The 17,443-nt window shown below is 68.9% G+C and carries 21 protein-coding genes, 1 tRNA gene and 2 pseudogenes; 8 read left to right on the forward strand and 16 right to left on the reverse strand.

Annotation, left to right across the window (positions count from 1 at the left end; genetic code table 11):
- Positions 1 to 16: 16 nt before the first annotated feature.
- From J2W68_RS14655 to birA, 7 genes are all read right to left on the reverse strand, one after another.
- The gene (locus J2W68_RS14655; protein WP_310237146.1) at positions 17 to 220 is read right to left on the reverse strand and encodes a CsbD family protein; all 204 of its coding nucleotides are present in this window, start codon (positions 218 to 220) and stop codon (positions 17 to 19) included.
- A gap of 229 nt (positions 221 to 449) precedes the next feature.
- A complete protein-coding gene (locus tag J2W68_RS14660; protein ID WP_310237149.1) occupies positions 450 to 608 on the reverse strand; it encodes an entericidin A/B family lipoprotein in 159 nt (52 codons plus the stop codon).
- A gap of 156 nt (positions 609 to 764) precedes the next feature.
- On the reverse strand, positions 765 to 1,688 hold the full coding sequence (gene rocF, locus J2W68_RS14665) for an arginase (RefSeq protein WP_310237152.1): 924 nt from the start codon (positions 1,686 to 1,688) through the stop codon (positions 765 to 767).
- Positions 1,689 to 1,811: 123 nt separating this feature from the next.
- Positions 1,812 to 1,887 (reverse strand) — tRNA-Thr (locus J2W68_RS14670).
- A 29-nt stretch (positions 1,888 to 1,916) separates the two neighbouring features.
- A complete protein-coding gene (locus J2W68_RS14675; protein ID WP_310237155.1) occupies positions 1,917 to 2,657 on the reverse strand; it encodes an SPOR domain-containing protein in 741 nt (246 codons plus the stop codon).
- A gap of 9 nt (positions 2,658 to 2,666) precedes the next feature.
- Positions 2,667 to 3,419 carry a type III pantothenate kinase gene (locus J2W68_RS14680; protein ID WP_310237157.1) on the reverse strand — a complete coding sequence of 251 codons (753 nt, stop codon included), beginning with the start codon at positions 3,417 to 3,419 and terminating at the stop codon, positions 2,667 to 2,669.
- Positions 3,416 to 4,444, reverse strand: a complete 1,029-nt coding sequence (gene birA / locus J2W68_RS14685) for a bifunctional biotin--[acetyl-CoA-carboxylase] ligase/biotin operon repressor BirA (protein ID WP_310237160.1) — start codon at positions 4,442 to 4,444, stop codon at positions 3,416 to 3,418. The genes J2W68_RS14680 and birA overlap by 4 nt, the downstream gene beginning before the upstream one ends.
- Before the next feature lie 121 nt (positions 4,445 to 4,565).
- On the opposite strand from birA, the gene J2W68_RS14690 reads away from it, so the two are divergent.
- Positions 4,566 to 4,841 (forward strand): hypothetical protein, encoded by a 276-nt coding sequence (locus J2W68_RS14690; protein WP_310237163.1) that lies wholly within the window; start codon positions 4,566 to 4,568, stop codon positions 4,839 to 4,841.
- 16 nt (positions 4,842 to 4,857) lie between these two features.
- Positions 4,858 to 5,619, forward strand: coding sequence for a zinc-dependent peptidase (locus tag J2W68_RS14695; protein ID WP_430539742.1), 762 nt, complete (start codon positions 4,858 to 4,860; stop codon positions 5,617 to 5,619).
- Here J2W68_RS14695 and J2W68_RS14700 read toward each other — a convergent pair.
- The 4 genes from J2W68_RS14700 to dusA all read right to left on the reverse strand — a co-directional run bounded on the left by J2W68_RS14700 (position 5,616) and on the right by dusA (position 9,414).
- Positions 5,616 to 7,034 (reverse strand): ATP-binding protein, encoded by a 1,419-nt coding sequence (locus tag J2W68_RS14700; protein WP_310237166.1) that lies wholly within the window; start codon positions 7,032 to 7,034, stop codon positions 5,616 to 5,618. The genes J2W68_RS14695 and J2W68_RS14700 overlap by 4 nt on opposite strands.
- Before the next feature lie 89 nt (positions 7,035 to 7,123).
- Complete coding sequence (locus tag J2W68_RS14705) at positions 7,124 to 7,810, reverse strand: response regulator transcription factor (RefSeq protein WP_232138017.1); 687 nt, start codon at positions 7,808 to 7,810, stop codon at positions 7,124 to 7,126.
- A 56-nt stretch (positions 7,811 to 7,866) separates the two neighbouring features.
- Positions 7,867 to 8,232 (reverse strand): hypothetical protein, encoded by a 366-nt coding sequence (locus tag J2W68_RS14710; protein WP_310237169.1) that lies wholly within the window; start codon positions 8,230 to 8,232, stop codon positions 7,867 to 7,869.
- A gap of 153 nt (positions 8,233 to 8,385) precedes the next feature.
- Positions 8,386 to 9,414, reverse strand: coding sequence for a tRNA dihydrouridine(20/20a) synthase DusA (dusA, locus tag J2W68_RS14715; protein WP_310237172.1), 1,029 nt, complete (start codon positions 9,412 to 9,414; stop codon positions 8,386 to 8,388).
- A gap of 172 nt (positions 9,415 to 9,586) precedes the next feature.
- Between dusA and J2W68_RS14720 the strand changes: the two genes are divergently transcribed.
- Positions 9,587 to 9,997, forward strand: coding sequence for a hypothetical protein (locus tag J2W68_RS14720; RefSeq protein WP_310237174.1), 411 nt, complete (start codon positions 9,587 to 9,589; stop codon positions 9,995 to 9,997).
- 4 nt (positions 9,998 to 10,001) lie between these two features.
- On the opposite strand, the gene J2W68_RS14725 is transcribed toward J2W68_RS14720, so the two are convergent.
- Both J2W68_RS14725 and J2W68_RS14730 read right to left on the reverse strand, forming a co-directional pair.
- Positions 10,002 to 10,424 (reverse strand): hypothetical protein, encoded by a 423-nt coding sequence (locus tag J2W68_RS14725; RefSeq protein WP_430539743.1) that lies wholly within the window; start codon positions 10,422 to 10,424, stop codon positions 10,002 to 10,004.
- Between the two features lie 5 nt (positions 10,425 to 10,429).
- Positions 10,430 to 11,341: a hypothetical protein gene (locus J2W68_RS14730; protein ID WP_430539745.1), complete on the reverse strand. Its 912-nt coding sequence runs from the start codon at positions 11,339 to 11,341 to the stop codon at positions 10,430 to 10,432.
- A 344-nt stretch (positions 11,342 to 11,685) separates the two neighbouring features.
- Here J2W68_RS14730 and prmA point away from each other — a divergent pair, with 344 nt between their 5' ends.
- Complete coding sequence (gene prmA / locus J2W68_RS14735) at positions 11,686 to 12,606, forward strand: 50S ribosomal protein L11 methyltransferase (protein WP_310237180.1); 921 nt, start codon at positions 11,686 to 11,688, stop codon at positions 12,604 to 12,606.
- Here prmA and J2W68_RS14740 read toward each other — a convergent pair.
- Positions 12,525 to 13,142 carry a hypothetical protein gene (locus tag J2W68_RS14740; RefSeq protein WP_310237183.1) on the reverse strand — a complete coding sequence of 206 codons (618 nt, stop codon included), beginning with the start codon at positions 13,140 to 13,142 and terminating at the stop codon, positions 12,525 to 12,527. The genes prmA and J2W68_RS14740 overlap by 82 nt on opposite strands.
- Between J2W68_RS14740 and J2W68_RS14745 the strand changes: the two genes are divergently transcribed.
- Together J2W68_RS14745 and fis are read left to right on the forward strand one after the other, a co-directional pair.
- Positions 13,141 to 13,611, forward strand: coding sequence for a DUF3426 domain-containing protein (locus J2W68_RS14745; RefSeq protein WP_310237185.1), 471 nt, complete (start codon positions 13,141 to 13,143; stop codon positions 13,609 to 13,611). The two genes, J2W68_RS14740 and J2W68_RS14745, sit on opposite strands and share 2 nt — an antisense overlap.
- Positions 13,612 to 13,729: 118 nt before the next feature.
- Positions 13,730 to 13,999: a DNA-binding transcriptional regulator Fis gene (gene fis, locus J2W68_RS14750; RefSeq protein ID WP_159677666.1), complete on the forward strand. Its 270-nt coding sequence runs from the start codon at positions 13,730 to 13,732 to the stop codon at positions 13,997 to 13,999.
- A 25-nt stretch (positions 14,000 to 14,024) separates the two neighbouring features.
- Here fis and J2W68_RS14755 read toward each other — a convergent pair.
- A pseudogene (locus tag J2W68_RS14755) lies at positions 14,025 to 14,351 on the reverse strand (phosphatidate cytidylyltransferase); the annotation flags it as partial.
- Between the two features lie 7 nt (positions 14,352 to 14,358).
- A pseudogene (locus J2W68_RS14760) lies at positions 14,359 to 14,745 on the reverse strand (CDP-alcohol phosphatidyltransferase family protein); the annotation flags it as partial.
- A gap of 76 nt (positions 14,746 to 14,821) precedes the next feature.
- On the opposite strand from J2W68_RS14760, the gene purH reads away from it, so the two are divergent.
- A complete protein-coding gene (gene purH, locus J2W68_RS14765) occupies positions 14,822 to 16,423 on the forward strand; it encodes a bifunctional phosphoribosylaminoimidazolecarboxamide formyltransferase/IMP cyclohydrolase (RefSeq protein WP_310237187.1) in 1,602 nt (533 codons plus the stop codon).
- Between the two features lie 90 nt (positions 16,424 to 16,513).
- On the forward strand, positions 16,514 to 17,407 hold the full coding sequence (locus J2W68_RS14770; RefSeq protein WP_310237190.1) for a hypothetical protein: 894 nt from the start codon (positions 16,514 to 16,516) through the stop codon (positions 17,405 to 17,407).
- The last annotated feature ends 36 nt before the right edge of the window (positions 17,408 to 17,443 follow it).

The following is a 17,443-nucleotide window of genomic DNA, read 5'->3' on the forward strand; positions in this document are numbered from 1 at the left end:
ACGCAGCCGCCTGTCGTCAGCCGTCGAGCGACTTCTCGAACTCCTTGACCTCGCGCTCGGCGCGGTCCTGCTCCCAGCCGTACTTTTCCTGCAACTTTCCTGCGAGGTACTTGCTGTCACCGGCCGCGACATCGAACACGTCGTCGGTCAGGTCGCCCCACTTGGCCTGCGCCTTGCCCTTCACCTGGGTCCACTTGCCGGCAATGATGTCTTTGTTCATGGCGATCGATCCTGTTCTTCGGGTGGATGCAACATGGGCGCATGGCGCGTGCGGTTCCCGTGTCGCGTCACCACATTCGCATCGACTCCATCAACCCCGGGTCGAGGATTCGTGAGCCGCATCGTCACGTCGCTGAGCAGGCGAGCGCCCGAACCGGTCTTGAAATCAGGAAGACACGCATAAAAAAGGCCGGCAATGCCGGCCTTCTTCGTGCGATGGACTGCGTGGATCAGGGACGCGTGGTGGTGCCGCCAGTGTTATTGGCGCTGTCTTCCACCTTCTCGCCCACCTTCTGCACGTCCTGACCCGCACCCTTCATGGTGTTGCAGGCGGACAGGGTGCCAACGGTGAACATGGCGAGCAGCATCAGTGCGGTCAAACGCTTCATGGGATTCTCCAGGGATTCCGGTTTCGTTGCGAACAGCTGCGGACTTCCGCAACCATGGCGCGACTATAGGAACCTGCGCCGTGAAAGCCGTGTGCATCCATCAGAACGCCTGCCCCGCGCGTTCAATGATGCGCGCGTAACGTGAAGGACCTGGATTCAGTCACGCATCAAGGTGGACTTGCCGAACAGGCTTTCCACCAGGTCTACCGCCAGCTCGGCGGTCGTATTGCCCTGATCGAGCGCGGTATTGACCTCGACGATGTCCAGCGAACCCAGGCGTCCGCTGTCGGCGATCATTTCCATCACCAGCTGCGCCTCGCGATAGTTGATGCCCCCCGGCACCGGCGTGCCCGTGCCGGGTGCGATGGTGGGGTCGAGCACATCGACATCGAAACTCACGTGCAGATGGGTGTCCTCGTCGAGGCCATCCAGCGCCTCCTCGACCACGCGGCGCATGCCGACCTCGTCGATGTAGCGCATGTCGTAGATGTCGAGCCCGTGCTCCTTGACCAGGCGCTTCTCGTCGGGATCGACCGAGCGGATACCGATCTGGCGGAACTGCGCGACCTGCATTGACGGCGACACTCCGCCGAGGCCGGTCAACGCATCCGGGCCGATGCCGCACAGGCAGGCCACCGGCATGCCGTGCACGTTGCCCGACGGGGTGATCTGCGAGGTATTGAAGTCGGTGTGCGCGTCGAGCCACAGCACGCGCAGCTTGCGTTCCGTCGCGCGACAGTGGTTGGCGACCGCGGCGATCGAACCGATCGCCAGACAGTGGTCACCGCCGAGCATGATCGGCATGCGCCCGCGCGCGAGCTCCGCGCTGGACGCCTCGAGCACGGCGCGGTTCCATGCGACCACTTCGTCGAGATGGCGGTAGCCCTCGTGCGGTCCGGTCCACGGGTTTTTCGGGCCCTTGAGGTCGCCGAGGTCGTCGACATCCACGCCGCGCGCGATCAGCGCTTCCACCAGGCCCGCAACACGCAGGCCCTCGGGGCCCATCGAAGCGCCACGACGACCGGCCCCCACATCGGTGGGCACGCCGAAGATCGACACCTGGGAATTCGTCTGCTGCATGACCTCTCCTGAGCGAATGCGCAGCCATCGCACAGGCGGCGACGGCTGGGTATGGCATCGACGCCGGGGTGGCCGTGGGGAGGCGCCGGGCAGGCGCGGGCGCACGCGGAACGACATCGGAACTGGTGCCGGCACCCGGATTCGAACTGGGGACCTACCGCTTACAAGGCGGTTGCTCTACCAACTGAGCTATGCCGGCATGGCATGCGGCTGGGCCGCGGCGGAATTCTAACCTGCAACCCGTTGCGCGTTGCAGTCTCTCGTCTCGACGCGCGCGGCGCCAATGCGGGACCGCAGGGCCTCACCGGTATCGCCTTCGGCCAGCGTCACGTCGATCCAGTGGCGTGTGAGCGTGCTGCCGAGCGGCGCGGCCTCGGCCTCGAAACCAGCCGCGCGCAGGGCCTGCGCGCGCGCGCGGGCCGACGCCTCGCTGCCGAAACGACCGAGCGCGATGCCGTGGGCCTCGGCGCCATCGGCGATGACGTAGTAATCGTTGAAGCCGGATGCGAGCAAGCGCACGACCATCGCATCGGCCGCGGCGCGATCGGCCAGCGGCGCCATCCAGACGCGCCAGCCACGCGGCGTTTCACCCACATCGCGCGCGGTGGCGCGAACGACCGTCGGCGAGAGCTGCGCCAGGGCCGCGTCGCGCGTCTCGGCGTCGGCGAATGGTCCCAAGGTGACGCATTGCGCGGGCTCGGCCGCGCGCATCGCAATCCCGGCGCCAGCGTCTTCGTCCACATCGTCCACTCCGGCAGACGCAAGGGCCGCGTCGGACACGTTCGCGGCGGGCTCGGCGCCCGCGGGCGTCGCGCCGTCCTCTGCAGAGGCTTCGCCGACCAGCTGCAGCGTCGACGGCCCTGGATCGACCAGCGCGGCGGCATCGCCCGGTTCGCCACGCAAGGCCCACCAAGCCGCAGCCCCGAAGTTGAGGATCACCAGCAGGACAACGGTCGCGCGCAGCAGCATGGAATGCTCCTAACCTTCCGGTGAGGCGATACCGGCACTGGCGCGGTGCCAGCGCGCAAGGCCGTGCAGCACCAGATCCGCGCGCCATTGCGCGTCGGGCACTCGGTTGCGCAGAGCGTCTCCGCCGCCCCCGTGCAGCAACAGCCGTGGCCGGGTGCCAATCCGCGCGGTCGCTGCCAGCAGGCTGCGCTCGATCAGGCCCAGGGCGGCGCCTTCGCAGCCCGACACCAGCGCGTCGTCGGTGTCGTCAGCGAATTCCGCGTATGCACCACCACTCGGCGCAAGCTGGGCCACGCGCCGGTGCAAGGCCTCCCGCATCAGCGTTGGTGACGGCGCGATCCGGCCGCCGAGATGGCGCCCGCCGCCATCGATCAGATCGACGGTCAAGGCGGTGCCGACGCCGACCACGAGCGCCGGCGCGCCATCGGCGTGCGCGGACAGCAATGCGAGAAAACGGTCGACACCCAGGCGCGACGGATCGGCGTAGGCAATGGTCAGGCCGTCGAGCGTGGGCAAGGTATACGCCAGCTGCACCTGTGCACCACGTGCGGCCAATGCGTCGAGAAGGATCATCCGCAGCGCCGGCGACGCGACGCTGGCGACGATGGCGACATCGATACGCGCGGGCAACTGCTCGAGCCATTCGGGATCGAAACCACCCTCGACATGGGCGGTGCCCTGCACGGCCCCGATGCGGCCATCGCCATCGAGCGGCGCGAACTTCAGCCGGGTATTGCCCAGATCGAACAGCCAGGTGCTCATGCGGTCCCCTCCCTGCGTACGCTGACTTCGCCCGCATGGAAGGCGCGCAGCACGCCATCCACGCGGACGCGCAGCGCGCCGTCGTCCTCGATGCCCGCGGCGATGCCGCGCAATGTTTCGGTGCCGGTATGGATGTCCACCGCCGCGCCATCGAGCGCATCGATATGCGCGTACCGCGACCGGAACGGCGCGAGGCCTTCCTGGTCGAACAGGTCCAGTGCCTGCAGCCACGCCGCCAGCAATGCCGCGGCAAGCGCATCACGCGTGGGTGGCGCGTCGGCGCAACACGTCGCCAGATCGGTCCATGGCTGGTCGATCATGGCGGCCTGCGGCGCGGGCATGCGCACATTGACGCCGATGCCGAGTACCGCGCGGACCGGCCCTGCGTGCTCGCCGCCGCCCTCGACGAGAATGCCGCCGAGCTTGCGCAGGCCCGCCGCATCGACGACCACCAGATCGTTGGGCCATTTCAGGCGCACGGCCTCGATGCCCAGCGCGCGCAGGGCCTCAACCGCGGCCACGCCCGCGACCAGGCTCAACCCGCCCAGTCGCGCGAGGCCGCCGTCGAAGCCGCGCTGCAGCGACAGGTACAGGTGCGCCGCCAGCGGTGACTGCCAGCTGCGCCCGCGACGGCCGCGACCGCCGGTCTGGCGCTCGGCCAGCAACACTTCGGCATTCGCGCCTGGCATCGGCCGGCGCAGCAGCTCGGCGTTGGTTGAATCGATGCTCCAGGCGATCTCCAGTGAAGCCATGCGCGCGCGATCCGCCGCACTGAGCGCGTCGAGAATCGTGTCGGCATCGAGCAGCGCCAGCGGCTGCGCGAGCGTATAGCCCAAGCCGGGCCGCGCGACGATGGGCACGCCCGCCTCACGCAGCAGGCCGATCCGCTTCCACACCGCGGCCCGGGTCTGACCGGATTCGCGGGCCAGCGTATCGCCCGACACCGGGCCGGCGATCAAGCGCTGCAGCAATGCCCGTTCGGACGGCTGCGCCGGCGGGCAAATGGGGGATGGCGTCGAGGACATCGCCCGATTATCGGCGAGCCGGGCGCCGGCTGTCGCCCGCTGCTGCGGCGCAGCGTCCGCGCCGCGGCAGCTGCGCTATCATCGGCGGCTTGTGCGTCCTGCTTCCTTCCGGGGTATTCCGATGTCCGCACGTCTGATGGTCTGCTTGCTGTTGCTGGGCGCGAGCCTGCCGGTCGTCGCGCGTGACGCGATCACCGACACGGCGGCCGACACGCCCTGTCCGCCTGCGACCAGTGCGCCCCAGAGCGAGCCGTCGCTGGACACTGCCAACGTGCGCCGTGCGCCCGCAGCAGGCAGCGCCTCCAAGGTCCGCCCGGCCGTCACTGGTGGCGGCGAGACCGAGGGCCCGATCCGTGGCCCGCGCTGGCACAGCTTCCTGCCGGGCATGTTCCGCTGACGGATTTGCCAGGCACGTGCGTTCGCTGATCCGCCGCCTGTTCGCAGGCGCGCCTCCACAGATTCCCGATGCCGACTGGTCGGCAACTGTTGACCGATTGCCGTGGGTGCGCGCGCTCGATGCATCCGCGCAGTCGAAGCTGCGCGTTCTGTCCGCCCTGTTCCTGCATCGCAAGACGATCACCCCGGTCGCCGGTCTGACGCTGGACGACCGCGACTGCCTCGCACTGGCCTCGCTGTGTTGCCTGCCACTGCTCGAATATGGCGAGGATGGCCTGCACGGCTGGTCGCAGCTGATCGTCTATCCCGAAGCCTTCCGGGTGAACCGCAGCCATGTCGACGCCGCGGGCGTGATGCACGAGTGGGACGACGAACTGATCGGCGAGTCCTGGGACAGCGGCCCGCTGGTGCTGTCCTGGGCGGATGTCGAATCCGACATCGCAGAACCCGCTGCCGGGTTCTGCGTCGCGGTGCACGAGATGGCGCACAAGATCGACGCACTCGACGGGGTGCTCGATGGCACGCCGCCGCTGCCACGCGACTGGCAGCGCACCTGGGCCTCGGATTTCCAGCGCAGCTTCGATGCGTTCGTCGAGCGCGTGGATGCCGGCGAGGAGATGCCGATCGATCCCTATGCCGCCGAAGCGCCGGAAGAATTCTTCGCCGTCTGCAGCGAATACCACTTCAGCGCGCCGGCGCTGCTGCGCGAGGTCTTGCCGGACGTGGCTACCCATCTGACGCGGTTCTACGGGCGCTCCCCGTTCGAAGCGAAGGCTTAGAAGCCCGGCGGCAGCCGCACCGAGAAACAGGCGCCCCCGAGCTCCTCGGAGCGGCCCACGTGCAGCTCGCCACGGTAGCTGTGCACGATGTCCTGCACGATCGACAGACCGATGCCGTGGCCCTGCACGCGCTCGTCGCCGCGCACGCCGCGCTGCAGGATCGACGCGACCCGATCGGCGGGAATGCCCGGGCCGTCGTCCTCGACGATCAGCACCAGACCGGGGCGCCGGTTGGGTGCGGTCTCGCCGGGGCGCACGGTCAGCAACACGCGCGACTTCGCCCATTTGAATGCATTCTCGAGCAGGTTGCCCAGCAGTTCCTGCAGGTCGCCCTGCTCGCCGTGGAAACGTGCGCTCGCATCGATCTCGAATTCGCAGACCGCGCCCTTGGCCGCGTAGATCTTCTCCAGCCCGCGCACGATCTGCTCGGCGCTGGGCTCGATCTCGATCGCGGCGGAAAACAGCTGGTGGCCGCTCGAGGCCGCACGCGCGAGCTGGTAGGTCACCAGGTCGTTCATGCGCTGCAGCTGCGTCTCCACCTCTTCGCGCAACTCGGCATCGCCACTGCCCGCGTCCAGACGCGAGCGCAGCACCGCGAGGGGCGTCTTCAGGCTGTGGGCGAGGTCGGACATCGTGTTGCGCTGACGCGCCAGGTGCTCGCGTTCGCTGTCGATCAGCGCGTTGATGCTCTCGGTCAGCGGCTGCAGCTCGTGAGGGTGCTGCACGCCCATGCGCTCGGACTGGCCGCGCTGCACGCGTACCAGTTCGTGCTCCACGCGGCGCAGCGGCCACAGGCTCCAGCGCACGATCAGGCTCTGCAACAGCAGCAGGATCACGCCGGCCACGCCGAGATTCACCCACAGCGCCGCGCGGAAGACCCGCACCTGGCGCGGCACGATGCCTGCGTCCTCCATCACGTAGATGGTGTACGCGAACTCGGTATCGCTGCGGCCATCCGGCGACCAGACCAGCCCGAGGCCGTAGCGGTAGACCTCGCCAGGCGTGCCGTCGCTGCGCACCATCGGCAGCGGGCCGTCGAACTTCTCTTCCCGCGCCGACAGCATGATCGCTTCCGGCAGCTGCGGTCCCGAGGCCGACGGCGACGTCCAGGAATCGCCCGACGGCAGCACGACCTCGCCATACAGGCCACTGCCGGGCCGTAGAAAGCGATCGTCGGGCTGGGATTCGGACGGATAGATGTCGCCGCTGCGCAGAAACTCGATGTCGCCGGCATACGCATAGACGTAGTTGCGCAAGCGCTCGCGCTGGCCTTCGCTGGCCACATCGATGAAGGCGCGGTCGAGGGCGTACCCGGCAAGCGCCAGGAACGCGAGCAGGCCGATACTCGCGGCCAGCAACTGGCGCGCGCGCAGGGACCGCGGGCGCAGCCGCGCACTGAGTCGGGTATCAGCCATCGGTCAAATCGTAAACAGAATCCGCCGACGCTGCTGCACGGCGGACGCAGGCGGCGCCAGCGCGGAAGCCCGCGCCGGGCGGCGCGGGCTCATCCCTCGCCGTTGCGCGGGATCGCGAACCGGTAGCCACGGCCGCGGACAGTCTCGATCGGCTTGAGCGCGCCTTCCGGGTCGAGCTTCTTGCGCAGGCGGCCGATGAAGACCTCCAGCACGTTCGAGTCGCGGTCGAAATCCTGCTGGTAGATGTGCTCGGTCAGGTCGGCCTTCGAGACCAGCTCACCGGCATGCATCATCAGATACTCCAGCACCTTGTACTCGTAGCTGGTCAGATCGACGTTCTTGCCGTCGACGCTGACGGTCTGGGCCGCGAGATCGAGGGTGACCGTGCCGCATTCGAGCGTCGGCTTGCTCCAGCCCGCAGCGCGGCGGACCAGCGCATTGATGCGCGCCAGCAGCTCTTCGACGTGGAACGGCTTAACTAGGTAGTCGTCGGCGCCCTGCTTGAGGCCGTCGACCTTGTCCTGCCAGCTCGAACGTGCGGTCAGGATCAGGACCGGGAACTGCTTGCCCTCTTCGCGCAGGGCCTTGATCAGCTCCATGCCGGACATCTTCGGCAGGCCGAGGTCGATGATGCCGACGTCGAAAGGCACTTCGCGGCCCATGTACAGGCCTTCCTCGCCATCCTGGGCGGCATCGACGGCGAAGCCTTCGCGCTTGAGGCGCGCGGCAAGGGTCTCACGCAGGGGGGCTTCGTCTTCGACGAGCAGGATTCGCATGGGTCAACTCCGGTCTGACGGCCGGCCCGGCCGTGAATGGGGGCGAGGATGCCGGATCAATCGTCGTCGCCGCGTGCACGGGACGCGCGGCCACGTTGGCCGGGATCGTCAACGTAGATACGCACGCGACCGCTGTCGTCCATCACCTTGACGCGGTTGAGATCGCGGCCGTCGGAATGCATCTGCTCGATGCTGAGGACCCGGCCGCGGGTATTGCGCTCGATCCGCCGCACCGATTCGGTCATCGAATCCTGCGCGCGTCGGCGGCCGTTTTCAGGCCGCTGCACCGCTGCACGCATCTCGGGCCCACGCGCCGCAGGGCCCTGCGGCGGCGGATCCTGCGCGGCCACGGCCGTCGTGGCCGCGCACAGCAGCAGGACGGTCAGAGCGCAGGACGGATGACGGTACGACGGGACAGACACGGCCACTCCTGATGGGACGGGCGATCAGATAGATAGCCGATGGTCGGGGTGAAGCGGTGAATCCGTCCTTAACTTTTCGTTGACAAGGCTGTATGTGTTCAGCTCAGACCCCGCAGCGAAGCCGTTTGCGATGTAGGTGCGCCGCAACATCGCTCAGGCAGCGTGGCGCGCGGCAGATGCCTCGGTCGCCGTCAGCGCCTGCTCCACCACCGCCCAGTCGGCGCCAGGCAGATGCGCGCCCTCACTGAGTACCTGGCGGTAGAGGCGACCACCGGGCTGGCCGTGGAACAGGCCGAGCACGTGGCGGACGATGTGCTTGAGCGCGACGCCCTCGGCCATGCGCGCTTCGACATAGGGCCGCAGCGCGCGCAGCAGATCCGCCCGCGGTCGCGGCGCGGCACCCGACAGCGCCGCGTCTATCGTATGCAGCAGGTAGGGATCGTGATACGCCGCGCGACCGAGCATCACGCCATCGACGTGCGCGAGTTGCTTGAACGCGAGCGCCTGCGAGGCGATGCCACCGTTGAGTACGATCGGCAGTGCCGGGCGCTCGCGCTTGAGCCGGTGCGCCCAGTCGTAGCGCAGCGGCGGGATGTCGCGGTTCTCTTTCGGCGACAGACCGTTGAGCCAGGCGTTGCGGGCATGCACGACGATCATCGATGCGCCCGCGGCCACGGCACCGTCGACGAAGCGCGCAAACGCGCCGTAATCGTCATCGTCGTCCACGCCCAGCCGGCACTTCACCGTCACCGGCACCTCGCTGGCGGCTGCCATCGCCGCGACACAGTCCGCGACCAGCGCCGGCTCCCGCATCAGGCACGCACCGAAGCGCCCGGCCTGCACGCGATCGGACGGACAACCGCAGTTGAGGTTGATCTCGTCGAAACCGTGATCGGCGGCGATGCGCGCGGCCTGCGCGAGTGCGTCGGGTTCGCTGCCGCCGAGCTGCAGCGCAAGCGGCGACTGATGCGGCGTCTTCGCCAACAGCCGCGCGCGATCGCCGTGGATCACGGCCTTCGCATGCACCATTTCCGTATACAGCCGCGCGCCAGGCGCCAGCAACCGATGGAACTCGCGACAGTGTTCGTCGGTCCAGTCCATCATCGGGGCGACAGACAAACGCAGCGACGCCGCATAGGCATCGGCATGCGCGTCGTAGGTCGGGTTCGTGGGTCCGGTCATCGTGTCTGCGGGGCTGGAGGGCGCTTGGGACGCGGGTCGCGTCGGGGACGCAGGCGCGCATGCCGTCCGCCGCGAGGGGCGTCAGGATACACGGCACTCCGCGGCTTCATGCCGCAGCCGGCGCGGGCCGGTCATCCTGTGGCGCCCTACCGCTGCGCGCAGGAAGCCGTCGATGGTGTTTGTCCAGGTGTCCGTGCTGCTTCTGCTGGCGTGGTCGTTGGGTGCGATCCAGCTGTCGCCACGCGCACGCACGCTGCACAGTGCGCCGATGTGGCTGGCTGTCGTCTGGACGCTGGGCGTCGTGGCCTGCATCGGCCTGGGCGCGTCCGGCCTGCTGCGCTTCGGCGACTGGCAGTCGCTGTCGACCGGGCAGGTCCTGCACCGCGTGCTCGGCGAAGGCAGCCTGGCGATGCGGCGCTCGGAGTGGGCCGTACTGAACCGTGCGGCCGGGGTCTATCTCAATCTCGATATCGTCTGGACGCTGCTGGCGTTGTGCCTCGCGCAGTTCCATTCGGCGATGTTCTGGGCCGGCGTCGCCGAGCGACGGCGCCATGCACGGGCCGTGCGCCACCGCGCAAGCTAGTCGTTCACTCCGCGCCGGCGGCCTGAGGTGGTGCAACCGAGACCGGCAACACCTGCAGCTCGGCCTGCGAAACATCCAGCACCGGCGCCGCCTCGATCTGGCTGCCGTCGACCGGCACCGCACCGTGCGGGCTCGACTGGCTGACGATGCGCACCAGCTCGGTCGACCCGTCCGGCCACACCACACGGAAGGTGTTGCCCGGTGGCAGGGCGAGGAAGGGCGTGGCGCTCTGCGCCCGATACAACGCCGCGATCTGCGCGGCACCGAGCTGGCGCTGTTCGAGCGGCGCGGCGGTCGTGGTCTGCGCGACCTGGGTCAGGCGCCGGTAGTTCTCGCTGACCGCGTCGATAACGACACCGGCAACAGCCACCGAATAGCCGACGAACAAGGCGGCCCAGAGCCAGAAGCGGAGCTTGCGGGGGAGCATGCGTTTCATCGTGTCACCATTCCGAGCAGTTGGCCGGACGCGGGGGCGTCCTCGACCAGGGTGTTCTTCATCCGATCGATCTCTTCCGCACCCTGACGCGGTACGGCCGCGTCGCGCACGAACGAGGAAAAGTCCTGCCGCGCATCGCGCGCGCAGATGCCACCGTTGGCGCAGTACTCGGTCATCAGCGCGCCATCGGCGGTGCAGTCGAGACCGAGATCGCAGGCGGCGAGCTGCCAGGCCAGTTCGCTGGCCTGCGTGCCGGCGACCGTATCGGCGAGCGCCACATCACCACTCGCCGCGACGCCCATCGCCGGCGACAGCGCGACGAAGGCTTCGGGATCACGCGAGGCCTGCACACGCTCGACGAGCCCGCGGCGATAGTCCATGTCGTCCTGCAGCGGTGCACCCATCGCCAGCAGCGCGGCTTCGGCGGCGAGGCTGCCAGCCTCGGCCGCATCCTGTCGCCGCTCGACCAGTTGCAGGAATGTCGGCGCATCGCGCGGTACGAAGCGTCCGCAGCGTGTACCGATGCGGCCGCGGGCTGCGCCCAGTGCACGCGCCGCATCGAGTTGCAGACCATCAATGAGCGCACTGTCCTGGGCGAAGCCATCCGGATCCCGGGCGAAGCCGGCGCAGTACTCGTCGACGCGGCTGAGCACCCAGCGCGCATCGGCATCGCCGGCATCGGCCAGCGGCTGCAGTTGCTGCCGAAATGCGAACAGATCGTCGGCCTGCTCGAACGCGCGCTGCAGTGGGCGCATAACGCTCGGCGACCATACGGCGACACGGTCCGCCTCCGGCAGCGTTGCCGTGTACGGGGTAGAGGCGTCGCCGGTGACGCGCGTGGCCACGTCGGCATTCCACGCGGCATCGATGTCGCCGACAGCCGCGCCGGGCACAGCCGGGCGCCACATCGCCAGGGCGGCGACGAGAGCTCCCAACAGCGCGATGGCGGCAAACACTCGAACGGTCACGTCGGATCCTGCGGCATCCGACCACTGTGATCGGCGGCGGGCTGGCGCCGTCGCGGTGGCGGGGCGCGGTTCTGAAGCCCGGATTCTAGCCGACGGCGGCTGCCTCCACCGCCGGCCCGCCGCGCCAGGCCCGGACTGTGCGCCGATACGCGCCAGCGGCGCGACGGCGCGCACATCCTGTCCGGACACGCGCCGACCGCCGCGGACGCGCGCCGCCGTTCGCCCCTTTACGCGCCCCGACGGGGGCACCAAGATGCCCGACCCCTGCCCCACCGGACCACCCGATGCCTTTCCTCGAACTGAGCCTGCGCTGCACCGAAGCCGAGCAGCCGCGCTACGCCCATGCCCTGGAGGACATCGGCGCCTTGGCCGTGACGATGATCGACGCCGATGCCGACACCACCGACGAGCAGGCGATCCTCGAACCCGGCGTCGGCGAAACGCCGCTGTGGCATGCGATCGTCCTGACCGCGCTGTTCGAGGACGACACCGACGCGCTGTTGGTGTTGTCCGCGCTGGAGTCCTTCGACGCCGGCCTGGACTGGAGCCGCGCCAGCTTCCGCAAGGTTGAGGACCAGGACTGGGAACGCGCCTGGATGGACCAGTACGCACCGCTGCAGTTCGGCGCGCGCACCTGGATCGTGCCGTGGAATGCCGAGCTGCCCGAGTCCGCCAGCGACGATGCCATTGTGATCCGCCTCGACCCGGGCCTGGCCTTCGGCTCGGGCACGCATCCGACCACGTCCCTGTGCCTGCAGTGGCTGGATGCGCTGGCGGCCGAGGGCGTGCTCGCCGATGCCGACGTGCTCGATTACGGTTGTGGCAGCGGCATCCTCGCACTGGCCGCGCTGAAACTCGGCGCGGCGCGTGCAGTCGGCATCGACAACGATCCCCAGGCCTTGATCGCTTCGCGCGACAACGCGGACCGCAACGAGGTCGGCGCCGCACTCGACGTGTATCTGCCTGCCGACGCGCCGCAGGGCGCCTTCCCCGTCGTCGTTGCCAACATCCTCGCGACCGCGCTCGATGCGCTGGCTGAAACGCTGGCCGAACGCGTGGCCGTCGGCGGTCGTATCGCGCTGTCGGGCATCCTCGACGGCCAGGAAGAAGACCTGCTGCGTCGCTACCGTCCCTGGTTCGAGCAGTTGGCAGTCACGCGCGAAGGCGACTGGGTCCGCATCGACGGCGTCCGCAAACCGCTCTGACGCGCCGCGTGCGGCACGACGGCGGCGTGATTCAATAGCCGCATGTTCATCAACTGCAAGCACTGCGGTTCGCTGGTCGCCACCGACCCGGCGACCGACCAGCCGCCGGAGCGCTGCCCGCGCTGCCGCGGGGTACTGCGCAGTGCCCCGCCGCAGGTGTCGGTGGCCGCTTTGCTGAGAACGCCGACGCCGGTCGCGGATGTGCCGCCGTCAGCGATCGAAGCGCCCGCGACGCCGACATCTGAATCGGCAATCCCTGCGGCGTTCCCGGACAGTCCGCGCGCGGCACAGTTGGCGCCTTGCCGCGAGCCGCCCGCCCCGGTGGCGCAGAACGATCTCGCCGCGACATCGGCGCCAGCGCCGGCCGACATCGCGACCATCGATGATTCCGCTGCAAGCGGAAAGAGCGCGGCGCCCGCCGAGCCCCCGGCATCTGCAGATGCTGCGCGGCCGGCGCCTGCCCCCAAACCCGGATCCACGCGCGCATCTCCGAGCTTCGCGAGGCGCGGCGCGTCCGTTCCGCGCGACGCGCGCATGCGACGGCAACACCGGATGCTCTATGGCGCTGTCGGGGCGCTCACCTTGCTGCTTGGATTGCAGGCACTGCTGGCCGATCGCGCACGACTCGCGAGCGATCCCGGCTGGCGCCCGACACTCGAACGACTGTGCGGCGCGCTGCGCTGCAGTCTGCCGCCGTGGCGGGAGCCCGCTGCACTGACCGTGCTGGCACGCGACGTGCGCCCGGACGACGCACGTCCCGGCCAGCTCGTCGCCACCGCGACGTTCCGCAACGATGCGCGATGGGCGCAGGTCTGGCCGCGGTTGCGACTGACGCTGTCGGACATCGACGGTCGCGCGGTCGGCAGCCGCGTGTTCACCGCCGAAGAGTATCTCGACGCCGCGCCGGGCCGGCCGACACTGGCCGCCGGCGACAGTGCGGAAGCACGTCTGCGACTCCTCGAGCCCGACGCACGCGCGGTTTCGTTCGCCTTCGATTTCCTCTGAAACCCGGCTGACAGGCGGCCAGGGGCCGCGCTAGACTGGTCTGCCGCTCCGCCGTCCGCATGTGCCGTCGTCATCGACCTGACAGTGCGACAGCGACGCCGCATTTCCGAGAGTCGACTTGAACGCAGACCGCACCGACAGCAGCACGCGCGAAGCACCGCGCACGCCCCTGCGCGAACACGTTGCGACCTCGATCCAGCGCTACCTCGGCGATCTCAACGGCAACGACACCGACAATCTCTACGAGGTCGCGCTGCGCGAACTCGAGATTCCGCTGTTCGTCGAGGTACTGAACTTCTGCGACGGCAACCAGAGCCGCGCCGCAGCGATGCTCGGCATCCATCGCGCCACGCTGCGCAAGAAACTGCGCGAATACGCGCTGGTGTAACCGCCTCACGCGCGGGGCGCCAGCCCCACCAGTAGCGGGTGACGTGGAAGAACACCGGCGCGGCGAAGCACACCGGATCCAGCCGGTCGAGCATGACGCCCTGGCCTTCGATCATGTGGCCCCAGTCCTTGATGCCGCGGTCGCGCTTGATCGCCGACATCACCAGCGCGCCGAAGAAGCCCATCAGGTTGATTACCAGCGCCAGCAGGCCCGCCTGCCACGGCGCGAACGGCATGATCCACCACAGTGCGGCGCCGAGCAGCGTGGCTGACGCGACGCCGCCCACCAGGCCTTCGACGGTCTTCGATGGCGAGAGCCGCGGCGCCACGAGGCGGCGGCCGCACAGCTTGCCCTACACCTACTGCAGCACGTCCGGCGACTGCACCACGCGCCCATTGGGCACGACCCGGCACGCGAAGCAGCGCCAGGTACAGAGCCGCGTCGGCGACCACGTCGCACAGTTCGTTGAGGTAGGCCCCCAGGCGCGACTGCTGCTTGAATTCGCGCGCCAGCATGCCGTCGATCGCGTTGAGGCCCATGCGTACCAGCATCCAGACCGGCAACAACAGGTAGAGCAACGGCAGCCCCGGCGCACGCACGTAGACGATGGCGGCGACCAGCAGGGAGATTGGCGCGGCAATCACGGTTATCTGGTTCGCAGTCGCGCCCGCGCCCGCGCCGTGGAGTGCGCGGACCAAGGGGCGCAGCAGCGCCTGGAAGCGCCCTTTCAAGGCATAGATCGACACGCTGTGTGCTCCGCGGGGCGCCGCGTCGGAGCGGCCGTCCTACAATATCCGTCCGCCCCGCTTCCCCGCCATGCCCATGCCTTCCAATCCCGCCCACGGCGCGACCACTCCGATCCGCCGCGCGCTGCTGTCGGTGTCCGACAAGACCGGCCTGCTCGATCTCGCCCGCGCGCTCGCAGCACGCAACGTCGAACTGCTGTCGACCGGCGGAACCGCGAAGGCGCTGCGCGAGGCCGGCCTGCCGGTACGCGATGTCAGCGACGTGACCGGCTTCCCCGAAATCATGGACGGCCGGGTCAAGACCCTGCATCCCAAAGTACACGGCGGCCTGCTCGGCCGGCGCGGCACCGATGATGCGGTGATGGCCGAGCACGGCATCGACGCGATCGACTTGCTGGTGCTCAACCTGTATCCGTTCGAGCGCGTGGCCTACGCGCCCGACGCGAAGTTCGACGACATCGTCGAGAACATCGATATCGGTGGCCCGGCGATGCTGCGCGCGGCGGCGAAGAACTTCGCGCATGTCGCGGTGGCGACCGATCCGTCGCAGTACGACGCGCTGCTGGCGGAGCTCGAGGCCAACTGCGGCGCGCTGTCGGCGCAGACACGCTTCGCGCTGTCGGTCGTCGCGTTCAACCGCGTGGCCCAGTACGACGCGCGCATCAGCGACGTGCTGTCGTCGATCGCCGAACCGTCCGATGTCGGCGCCGCGCAGCGCGCGCCCTTCGGCGGCCAGAGCAACGGCAATTTCGTCAAGGTCATGGACCTGCGTTATGGCGAAAACCCGCACCAGCAGGCGGCGTTCTATCGCGACCTGCATCCGGCGCCGGGCACGCTGGCGACGTTCGAGCAATTGCAGGGCAAGGAACTCTCTTACAACAACATCGCCGATGCGGATTCCGCATGGGAATGCGTGCGCCAGTTCGAGGCGCCGGCCTGCGTGATCGTCAAGCACGCCAATCCCTGCGGCGTCGCTGTGGGCGCAGCCTGCGGCGATGCCTACGAACTCGCGTACGCGACCGATCCGACGTCTGCGTTCGGCGGCATCATTGCCTTCAATCGCCCGCTCGATGCGGCAACGGCGAAGGTCATCCTTGACCGCCAGTTCGTGGAGGTCCTCATTGCGCCGGACTTCTCATCCGAAGCGCTGGACTACGCGAAGAAGAAGGCCAACGTGCGCGTACTGCGCATACCCCATGGCGAGGGCCGCAATACCGTCGACGTCAAGCGCGTGGGCTCTGGCCTGCTGATGCAGAGCGCCGACAATCGCGACGTCGCGCGCGACGAACTCAAGGTCGTCACGCAGGTCGCCCCCACGGCCGCTCAGCTCGACGATCTGCTGTTCGCGTGGAAGGTCGCGAAGTTCGTGAAGTCGAATGCGATCGTCTACGCCAAGGATCACCGCACGATCGGCGTCGGGGCCGGACAGATGAGCCGCGTGTATTCGGCCCGCATCGCCGGCATCAAGGCCGGCGATGCGGGCCTGGTCGTGCCGGGTTCGGTGATGGCATCGGACGCATTCTTCCCGTTCCGCGACGGCATCGATGCCGCTGCCGAAGCCGGCATCCAGGCGGTGATTCAGCCAGGCGGCTCGATGCGCGACGGCGAGGTGATCGCCGCCGCCGACGCACACGGCATCGCGATGGTGTTCACCGGCGTGCGCCACTTCCGGCACTGACCGCGACGCGTCATGTCACCACGTCGGCGTGAATGGACGACGCCGACGCCGCTGCTAGAGTCCGGCGCCTCCGTCTCGCAGGATGCGCCGATGTTGTTGCCTCGTCCCACGCTGCCGCGTGCCGTCCTGTCCGCCTGCCTGCTGCTCGCGCTGGGCGCCTGTGGCGAAGCATCTGCGCCGCCGCCTGCCACTGCGGTACCGGCTTCGTCGCCGGAGTCGGCGGCGATCCGCACCGACGACGCATCGCACGCGGGCGCGGCACCGGTCACGGGATTGAACGGCGGCGCAGTCCGCAGGTTTCTCGTCGGCCAGTACGGCGAACTCGCACAGCTGCAGGGCGACTGGCCCGGAACGCCGCTGGCCGACGGGCTCGGTGCCGATGCCGCCTCGCGCGAGGTCTGCGCACGCGCCGCGATCGGCACACCGGACGCACCCGCCGAACTGGTCGCCGTCTGCGGCGTACCCGATGGCGCCGGGCATGCGAACAGCGCCCTGACCGACTTCTTCCTGCTGCGTGAGAACGCGGATGCCGTCATGGCCGCTGCACGCGCGCACATGGACGGCTTCGGCAGCGCCGGCGACGTTGCCGACATCGCCGTGCATCGCTTCGGCCCGCGGCTCTACGGCTTCGTTGTCGAGGACGGCTTCACCGGCCAAGGCATCGCCATCGGCAACACCAGCCTCGTGTTGCCGCACGGGGACGGTTTCGAGGTGGCCGGATCGCTGCGCAGCAGCCTCGACAATCTCGGTGCGATGACCGGGTGCGGCGAGCGCAACGACTGCACGCCGGATGCGGCCTACGATCTGACATTTGACTTCGCGATCGACGATCGCGACACCACTGCAGTCGCGTGGCCGCTGCGCGTGCACGAACGTGGCGAGGCCTGCGGGCGGCGCATTGACCGCACACATCTGGTGCCGTTCGATCCGACGACCGGCGCGTGGGCCGTGCCCGCCGAGCTGCAGCGCGACGGATGCGATTGAAGCCATCCTGACGCATGCGCTGCCGCGTCGGCGTTG

It is taken from the genome of Luteimonas terrae (assembly GCF_031457535.1).
Lineage (GTDB): Bacteria > Pseudomonadota > Gammaproteobacteria > Xanthomonadales > Xanthomonadaceae > Luteimonas > Luteimonas terrae_A.